The sequence below is a fragment of the Ruminococcus sp. MCC718 genome (assembly GCF_018783905.1).
Lineage (GTDB): Bacteria > Bacillota > Clostridia > Lachnospirales > Lachnospiraceae > Hominisplanchenecus > Hominisplanchenecus faecis.
The window spans coordinates 60,384-69,323 of record NZ_WQNP01000041.1 but is presented as its reverse complement, the minus strand read 5'-3'; the positions used below and the strand labels follow the sequence as shown (position 1 = coordinate 69,323).

The window sequence follows — 8,940 nt, the reverse complement described above, 5'->3', positions numbered from 1 at the left end:
ACGCAAACAGGTTTTAGAACCAAAGCCTTCCGCATCAACTTTCTTGTGTACAAAACAAAAAAGACAGAGGCACAGTGACGAAAATTTACTACCGTTACAGTGTCTCTGTTTTTTCGTGTTTTGTAATTTGGCCTGAAAGGACTGTTCCGCTTAAGCACCCCCCCGGCAAGCCAGGAGCTTTTAGCAATGTGCAGACGAACTGTATTGTAAAACATGGTGTGTAAAATAATACAGCCATGATGAATTCGAAAACAAATCGCTCTTGAGCCTCGAAGAGGCGAGTTTAGGCGAAGGGCGGCTAACAGGCGAGCGAACCGAACAGGAAACGCAGCGTGTCAGGAGATTGTTTTCGAATCATCATGGCGTTATATATTTTATAAAATCATTTCTATGGCGTTCATTTTCACATTTACACAAACCTCCGCCACAACTTTTTATTTGTTGCACAGCACATTCAGCTGTTTTTGTGCCTTGAAATAGTCTTGAAACAAAATCGTCTTCATCCCAAGTTTCTTTGCGGCATCGATGTTTGCCGCATTGTCATCGATAAACACACATTCTTCCGGCTTTAAGTGATATTTCTCAAACAGGCTCTGGTAGATCACTGGGTCTGGTTTCAGGCATTTTACTTCATAGGACATCACGCCGCCGTCCATCAGGTCGCAAAAATTAAGGTCTTTTCTGGTATACTGGCAGGTGAAATCACCATAGTTGGAAAGATAATAGACCTGATAACCCTGCTGCTTCAGAGAAGAAATCCAGTGTCTTGTATAAGGAAAACGTGTGATGCAGTCACCGAAGTGAGCAAATACCAGTCGGATATCATCTGCATATGCAGGACAGGAATCGACAAAAATCTGCTCGATCTCTTCGTAGGAAAGGCGGCCTTCATCGACCAGATTCCAGTTTGAACTTAAAAACATGGACTTAGCGATTGCAGTGGTTTCTTCTTCTGGAAATTGAAAAGAAGCCAGATAGTCTTCCCAGTCAAAACGAACCAGAACTTTTCCGATATCAAAAACAATATTTTTAATCATAAGTAAATCCTTCTTTCTGAAATTAAATTGAACACGCATGTGACCTGATCAGAAGTGCATGCCAAGTCTCACATGCGTTCGACTTGAACTGACAGAATCACGGTACATCATTGCACTTTATTTTAAGGTAGACAGAGGCGATTGTCAAATTGTTCAGGCTGGATATATGCATAATGGCAGAATATCTTACAAATGTTTGCGTTCTCTTAAGAAATACTTTATAACTTTTCCATTGCTTTTTCACAAATGCTTGTTAAAATATATTATGACAGAAGGGATGGAAGGCATAAACATGCACAATCCCGTAAATGTTCGATTTCATATCGGAGAGGAAAACAGAGGGTTCAGCAACTGAAAGAAGGGGAATCATTTATGCAGTACACAATGTATTATGAAGAGCAGCAGAAGATTGATTACGACGAGTATGGAAGATTGAAACAGCAGCTGCTTCAAAAAGAAGAAAATCAGAAATTTGAAAAATATACACTGCGAAAACTCAAATTCAGAGGGGATGTGTCAAACGAAGCAGTGCCGCACTATTATCTGTGCGTGAAGAATCAGGATGAAGATGCAATTTATCTGGAAAAGAAATACATGCAGATGCATATCTGGCACCGTGCGTGTGCAAAACTGAGCCGCACAGACTGTGACCGGATTTTAAGAGGCGATATTGAATGGATGAAAGACAGTAAGGAAGCCCTGTTTCAGGACTTTTATCTGCAGGCAACTCTGAACCATTTAAGTCCGGGAAATGTGATTGAATATCAGAAAGAAAGACTGAAATGCAAAGAAGGTTATGTGGCCTTTGTTAAAAAAGTCAGATGTGTGGTCGGCGGATGGGGTAACCTGTTCTGGCCGGAAGCTATGACCATCCAGTGTTTGGAAGAAAATAAAGTTCTGACAGTTTACAAAAAGAGAGTCAATCTTCCGAATACGATCTGGGAGATGATGCAGGGAACGGCGATCCTTTCCGAAGATATGGCATTTGCCTTTTAAAAAAGAAAACACTGCAGAAAGATGAAACAATTCTGCAGTGTTTTTTTATTTTTCACTGTCATCTTTATGGCTGAGTCTGTAAAGAAGAATGCAGGCATAAGAGACGACCGGGATGATAAATGTGCATGCGAAAGATGCACCAAATAATCCATGTGCCAGATCGCTGTCCATAAGTGAAAATAGAAAAGTAAGCAGATACAGAGCGATCAGGATCACAGCACCCGCAAGTGCAAAGATGCGTTTTGCTTTTTTCATAAAAATCCTTTCCTGTTATTACTCTTTTGCTTCCGGCAGAGGAGAATAAATATTCTTTTCGGTTCGAAGGACATAGTGTGTACGGGTCTGACGTACGCCGCCCTGATCTTTGATCCAGTGGTGGATCTGCTCCAGATGTTCGGAAGACTGACATGCGATTTTCAGTAAATAATCAAATTCTCCGGTGAGGTAATAACAGGAGATGATATTTGGATTCTTTTTGATGTTTTCAATGAAAAGTTCGTTGTATCTTGGATGTTCAAGGCTGATCTCCATCAGTGCAGTGACATCATTTCCGGTTTTCTTTTCATCCGTGATCACAGTATAAGATTCAATAACACCGGAAGATTCCATTTTGCGGATACGGTCGATCACGGTGGATACGGACAAATGTATCTCCTTACTGATATCGGAAGCAGACTGTCTTGCATTTTCTTTCAGTTTCATTAAAATCTGCTGATCTAAATAGTCCACGATAGATGGACCTCCTTTCGTAAAAATTGATATAGCTGGTAAAGAACATTATCGTACTTTTTGGACAATTTGTCAAAGAATTTTGTGATTATGTTGTATAAAAAACAAAAAAAGGTTCATACTACGAGTATACCAAAGAGAAATATAATACTTATCCTCCCCTGATCTCCCGCGGACGACACAAAGAGGTGCGGCTGCGGGGGATTTTTTGCGGTCTCTTGCTTTACAAAAAAGCCAAAGTATTATATAATACAGGACATGGGGTTTCTGCGAAAAAGACAGAGCCTGCCGAATGACGGGATAGATATTCCGATAATTTACAACAAAAATAAAGGATGGTAAGCATATGGGATTATTACAGCAGTGGAGAGACACAGCGTACTCTCAGCAGACAGATAAAAAGGTACTTCAGAAATTCTGGACGGATTATTTTATGATAGAAAAAGGAATTTATGAAAAGCTGCTCTCAGAGCCGGATGTAAAAGTAAAAGGCACAGTCAAAGAGCTGGCAGCAAAATATGAGATCCCGGTTATGACCATGGTTGGATTCCTGGATGGTATCGATGAGAGTCTGATCGTTCCGAACCCGATCGAAGAGATGGACGAGGATACCGAAGTAAACCTGATCTTTGACAAGGAAAAACTGTACAAAAACATGGTAGATGCAAAAGCAGACTGGCTGTACGGTCTGCCGATGTGGGACAATATCTTTGACGAAGATAAAAAGAAAGCACTTTACCGTGAAGCAAAGAAAGCAAATACGGTTATCAAAGGCAAAAAAGTAGGCAGAAACGATCCGTGTCCATGCGGAAGTGGAAAGAAATATAAATTCTGCTGCGGAAAGAATGCATAAATAAAGAGAGCGGAGCTGCGGTGGCCTGGACACAGGCTGCTGCGGCTCATTTTATCTTGTCAGACTCAAGCTCCGACTAAAACGGAGTGCAGACTGTACGGCGATTCTGTCGGGTAAATGTGGGCAAAATTTCTGTATGTGGATCATGCTATAAAAGGAGGGTGAGTGGAATATGGAACTGATTTTAGGAATTTTGGGGCTTTTGTGTGCCCTGTATTTTGCTTTGCTGGTTTCCATCGGGATGGATTTTTCATGGATCTGGCTTGTGGGAGCGGTACTTTTCTGGGGGATCGCAGCCGTGCACAAGTATACTGTTCTTCATTCGATCGTGATCGCAAAAGGACTGAAAATCGCAGTGATCGCAGTTTTTGCGGTCGGGCTTCTGATATTTATGATCGCAGAAGGGTGTATCGTCAGCCGGATGTCCGCAGAACCGAAGGAGAATCTGGATTATATGATCGTTCTCGGGGCACAGGTGCATGGAGAAAGACCGAGCAGAGCACTGAAGCTGCGTCTGGAGAAGGCGACACAGGAGTGGGAACGCTGCGGAAAGCCGATCCTGCTTTTGTCCGGCGGACAGGGAGACGGCGAGAGCATTACGGAAGCAGAGTGTATGAAGCGATTTTTGGTGGAAAAGGGTATTCCAGAGGATAAAATGATACTGGAAGACGAGTCTGTCAGTACGATGGAAAATCTGCAGTTCTGTGCACGACTGTCGGACTGCAAAGAAAAGAAGACCGGGATCGTCAGCAACAATTTTCATGTTTATCGTGCCCTGAAACTTGCGAAAAAGCAGGGCTATCAGGATGTCTGCGGCGTGGCGGCGGGCTCGGACTGGCGGTATCAGATCCATTACATGGTGCGGGAAGCCTTTGCACTGGTCAAAGAAAAGATCAAAGGAAACATTTGATGAGAGGTGTGAACTATGATAGACAAAGAGAGGATTACCAGACAGTTTGTAAAACTGGTTTCCATCGATGCTCCTTCTTACAGAGAAAGAGAGATGGCAGATTATCTGACAAAAGAACTGGAAGAGCTGGGCTTTTCGGTGGAAGAGGATGATGCATGGAAGGTTTATGACGGCAACTGCGGAAATCTCTATGCACACCGTCCGGGCAGCGGCAGTCCGCTGCTGCTTGGCATGCATATGGATACGGTGGAGCCGGCAAAAGGCAAAAAAGCAGTTGTGCATCCGGACGGAAGGATTACAAGCGACGGCACAACGGTGCTCGGAGCAGATGATATGTCCGGTGTGGCAGCAGTTTTAGAAGCACTGCATCATTTAAAAGAAGAAAACAGACCGACCAGAGAGTTAGAGATTCTGCTCAGTATCGGAGAGGAAAAGCACGTAAAGGGAGCCAAAGTGTTTGATTTTTCAAAAATACAGGCAGAAAAATCGATCGTGCTTGATATGAGCGGCGAGATCGGTACGGCAGCAGTGCAGGCTCCGAGTCAGATCGCATTTACGGTAAAAGTACGTGGAAAAGCATCACATGCCGGATTTGCACCGCAGGACGGCGTGCATGCGATCCGGATCGCAGCGACGGCAATCGCAGAGATGGCGATAGGCAGGATCGGAGATGATACAACCGTCAATGTCGGACAGATCGAAGGCGGCCGTGCCAGCAATATTGTCCCGGATTACTGTGAGGTATCCGGTGAGCTTCGCAGTTTTTCGCATAAAAAAGCACTGGAAGAACTTGCAAAGGTGGAGCAGATTTTTGCGAAAGAAGCAGAAAAACGCGGCGGCAGTATCGAATTTATCCGGGATATCTGCTATCAGGCCTATAAAACGGACGAAAAAGAAAGTGTTGTAAAAGAATTTCAGAAGGCATGTACGGCGTGCGGCATCAAGAGCAGCCTGATCGCGACCTTTGGTGGCAGTGACCAGAACAAAATGTCTGAGCATGGCATCCCGGGGATCGTCATGGCATCGGCGATGCATCAGGTACATTCCTGCCAGGAATATACCGAAGTGTCCGAAATGGCACAGGTGGCAGGGATTGTCAGCGAACTGCTGCAAATGAAAGAGTAAAACTTAACATTCTTAATATTCTCATAAGTCCCTTGTATTCGCATGGGACTTATATTATACTCCGAGTGTATGGAAAGTACTAGTACACTATAATACATCAGATGTGCACAGAAAAATATGTCATGCGATGCATGGCGTGCACCTCGCAGCAAGAATGCCAGAGGCATTCTTGAATATGAAAAGAAAGCAGGGATGATTTCATGATCGTGATTGACAGTCAGAGCAGACAGCCAATCTATGAGCAGATCGTAGAACATGTAGAGAGTCTGATCGCAGCGGGCGTGATGAGCCAGGGGGAGCAGCTTCCATCTGTGCGGGCACTGGCGGTGGAGCTTTCTATCAATCCGAATACCATCCAGAAAGCATACGCGATTCTGGAAGAACATGGAGCAATTTATCCGGTGAAGGGAAAAGGAAATTTTGTCTCGGAAAAAGATAAGGTGACGGATCGGATGAAGGGACAGTGCTTCGGGCGGCTGAAAGAAACCGTGAATCAGGCGAAAAAACTTGGAATCAATGAGGAGGAGTTTTCAATAAAGGTCAGAACGTATTACAGGGAGGGAAAACATGATTGAAGTAACGGGTGTAAACAAAATGTTTGGTGAGATCAAAGCACTGGACAACATTGTGGCAACCATTCAGGAAGGCAGCATTTTCGGGCTGATCGGGACAAATGGAGCCGGTAAGAGCACACTTCTGCGTGTGATCAGCGGAGTTTTGAAGCCGGATACCGGCATGGCACTGATCGACGGGGAGAATGTCTATGAAAATCCACAGGCGAAAGCGAAGATTTTCTTTCTTCCGGACAATGCCTATTTTTTTCAGAATGCAACGGCAAAAACGATGGCAGAATATTATCAGGTGATCTATCCGCAGTTTGATATGGAACGCTTTCGGGAGATGGTCTCCGGATTTGGACTGGAATTTACAAGGAAGCTGTCCACGTTTTCCAAAGGCATGAAACGGCAGGTGGCACTTCTTCTTGGCGTCTGTGCCGGAACAAAATATCTGATATGTGACGAAAGTTTTGACGGACTGGATCCGGTTGTACGTCAGGCAGTGAAGAGCATTTTTGCATCTGAAATCATGAAACGGGACTTTACACCGATCATCGCATCGCACAATCTGCGTGAGCTGGAAGATATCTGTGACCATGTAGGGCTGCTGTACAAAGGAGGCATTCTGCTGTCGAAAGAACTGGAAGAAATGAAATATCACATCCATAAAGTGCAGTGCGTATTTCAAAATGCCGGGGACGAAGAGGAAATCCTTGCAAAACTGGAAGTGCTGCAGCATGAAAAACGCGGCTCTGTTATGAGCATTGTGGCACGAGGAACAAAGCAGGAGATTCTGATGACCATTCAGGAGAAAAACCCGCTTCTGGCGGAGATTCTTCCTCTGACTCTGGAAGAAATATTTATCAGCGAAACGGAGGTGGCCGGTTATGACATCAAAAATTTCATTTCTTAAACTGATGCAGGAAGATGCCAAGAGAAGAAATTGGATGCTGGTATTTTTAAGTGTGCTTTTCTTCGTGTGCTATCCGGTGTTGATGATGATCGGGCTGGATGCACAGACAACGGTAAATGATATCTGGAGAAATCGTGTGGCGGTCGATCTTCTGGCACCAGGAAACATTGCCATGGCACTGGTTGTAACGGCAGCAGCGGCTATGATCGCAGCAGCGGAATTTTCTTATGTACACAGCAAAGAGAAGATGGATTTGTATTACAGTATCCCGGTTCGCAGAAAGAAGCTCTTTCTGAGTGGATATATGACAGGATTTTTGATGTTTGTCGGGATTTTTCTGGTGTGTGAGATCCTTGCCATGCTGGTTGCGGCTACAAAAGGGGTATCACTTTCTCTGTTATTTTTGCCGTTTCTGAAAGGAAGCGTGCTGCATATCATAGAATTTCTGCTGATCTACAGTGCAGCTGCTTTTGCGATGCTTTTTACCGGCAATACACTGATTGCTGTCTTTGGTATGGCAGTGATCGCCGGTTATGGTCCGGCGGTGACTATGATCGCCCAGGCTTATATTGAAACCGGATTCTACACTGCATTAAAAGCAATCCAGCTCTGGAAAATTGCATATACGACACCAATCGGGATTATGATTTGGATAGAACAGGGGATTCAGCATGGAACGCCGTGGTTTGGAGCAGCATGCATGACACTTGGCGGCATTGTTGTATTCTTTTTGGCAGATCTCTGGATGTGTACGCACCACAGGGCAGAATGCGGCGGTATGGCACTGGCATTTCCGAAAACAGAGCAGATCCTGAAGATTTTGATGGTACTTCCGGGGGCACTGGCTATTGGTATTGTAGCATACGGTATGACCGGATCAAATCAGTATTCCTGGTTGTTCGGTGGATTCATTTTCGGCGTTCTGGTGCTTGGTATGTTGATGGAATTTGTTTACCACAGAGACGTAAAACTGGCCTTTGCCCATAAGATCGGAACCGGCATCACACTGGCGGCAGGGATTTTGCTGATCTGCAGTCTGGTGTTTGACTGGCCGGGATATAATCGCTGGATGCCGGCAAAAGAAGAGGTTAAAGCGATGTCTGTGTGCAGCAGAGGCGGTCTTGGTGCAGAAATTTATGGAAACCTCTATGTGATAGAAAATCAGATGCAAAGTCTTGAAACAATAAGTGATATTGAAAGCCACCTGGATCTGGAGCAGACAGAACAGTTTGATGTGATCTATGATCTGGTAGAAAAAGCACATGCAGAAGGAAACCGTGACTGCGGCGAAGATGGAAATGTGGATGAAGTGCTTGTAAAATTTGTCATGCAGAATGGAAAAGTAAAATATCGCCGCTATTTTATCCTGGATGATGTCTGGAATGCGGCAGAGGAAAAACTGTGGAAGCAGTCCTGGTATCAGCAGCTTTGCTATCCGATTCTTTCAAATGATCCGCAGTATGCAGAAGAGAAACTGACGGGCATCCGTCTTTCTTATCTCTATGAAGACGATGTTGTGGTGACCGGAGAAGATGCAAAAGAGCTTTACCGTATTTATAAAAAAGAGCTGACAGAAAAAACCGGACAGGAACTGAAAAATATTCCGGCTGCAGAAAATGATGCTTCTGCAGACAGCACAGATGTAGACGGATATACCCGTGATCTTTATTTTTCCTTTGAAGAAAGAACGAAGGACAAGACGATCACTTATCAGGAATATGGATATCCGCTTCGGAAAGATTTTGCCAGAACCTGGAAAAAAATACGGGAAATCCAGAAAAAGAACAGTGAACCGTTGTGAATAAAAAAGAAAAAACAGC

The 8,940-nt window shown here is 44.3% G+C and carries 10 protein-coding genes; 7 read left to right on the top strand and 3 right to left on the bottom strand.

From position 1 onward, the window contains the following. Positions 1–434: 434 nt before the first annotated feature. Complete coding sequence (locus GPK60_RS05450; RefSeq protein WP_173867005.1) at positions 435–1,037, bottom strand: HAD family phosphatase; 603 nt, start codon at positions 1,035–1,037, stop codon at positions 435–437. A 372-nt stretch (positions 1,038–1,409) separates the two neighbouring features. On the opposite strand from GPK60_RS05450, the gene GPK60_RS05445 reads away from it, so the two are divergent. Continuing rightward, positions 1,410–2,033, top strand: a complete 624-nt coding sequence (locus GPK60_RS05445; RefSeq protein ID WP_173867004.1) for a hypothetical protein — start codon at positions 1,410–1,412, stop codon at positions 2,031–2,033. Between the two features lie 45 nt (positions 2,034–2,078). Here GPK60_RS05445 and GPK60_RS05440 read toward each other — a convergent pair whose 3' ends face one another. Continuing rightward, positions 2,079–2,288: a hypothetical protein gene (locus tag GPK60_RS05440; protein ID WP_022119064.1), complete on the bottom strand. Its 210-nt coding sequence runs from the start codon at positions 2,286–2,288 to the stop codon at positions 2,079–2,081. A gap of 18 nt (positions 2,289–2,306) precedes the next feature. Continuing rightward, positions 2,307–2,762: an Lrp/AsnC family transcriptional regulator gene (locus tag GPK60_RS05435; RefSeq protein WP_022119063.1), complete on the bottom strand. Its 456-nt coding sequence runs from the start codon at positions 2,760–2,762 to the stop codon at positions 2,307–2,309. 346 nt (positions 2,763–3,108) lie between these two features. Here GPK60_RS05435 and GPK60_RS05430 point away from each other — a divergent pair, with 346 nt between their 5' ends. The 6 genes from GPK60_RS05430 (at position 3,109) to GPK60_RS05405 (ending at position 8,921) form a co-directional block, all read left to right on the top strand. Next, positions 3,109–3,615: an SEC-C metal-binding domain-containing protein gene (locus GPK60_RS05430; RefSeq protein ID WP_022119062.1), complete on the top strand. Its 507-nt coding sequence runs from the start codon at positions 3,109–3,111 to the stop codon at positions 3,613–3,615. Positions 3,616–3,787: 172 nt separating this feature from the next. Beyond that, positions 3,788–4,525 (top strand): YdcF family protein, encoded by a 738-nt coding sequence (locus GPK60_RS05425; RefSeq protein WP_173867003.1) that lies wholly within the window; start codon positions 3,788–3,790, stop codon positions 4,523–4,525. A 15-nt stretch (positions 4,526–4,540) separates the two neighbouring features. Beyond that, positions 4,541–5,650 carry a M20/M25/M40 family metallo-hydrolase gene (locus GPK60_RS05420; protein ID WP_252191305.1) on the top strand — a complete coding sequence of 370 codons (1,110 nt, stop codon included), beginning with the start codon at positions 4,541–4,543 and terminating at the stop codon, positions 5,648–5,650. A 200-nt stretch (positions 5,651–5,850) separates the two neighbouring features. Then, entirely contained in the window at positions 5,851–6,225 is a 375-nt protein-coding gene (locus GPK60_RS05415) for a GntR family transcriptional regulator (protein ID WP_173867002.1), read from the top strand. Beyond that, complete coding sequence (locus GPK60_RS05410) at positions 6,218–7,120, top strand: ABC transporter ATP-binding protein (protein ID WP_173896901.1); 903 nt, start codon at positions 6,218–6,220, stop codon at positions 7,118–7,120. Before GPK60_RS05415 ends, GPK60_RS05410 begins: the two co-directional genes overlap by 8 nt. Continuing rightward, positions 7,095–8,921 (top strand): DUF6449 domain-containing protein, encoded by a 1,827-nt coding sequence (locus tag GPK60_RS05405; protein ID WP_173898953.1) that lies wholly within the window; start codon positions 7,095–7,097, stop codon positions 8,919–8,921. The genes GPK60_RS05410 and GPK60_RS05405 overlap by 26 nt, the downstream gene beginning before the upstream one ends. Positions 8,922–8,940: the final 19 nt, after the last annotated feature.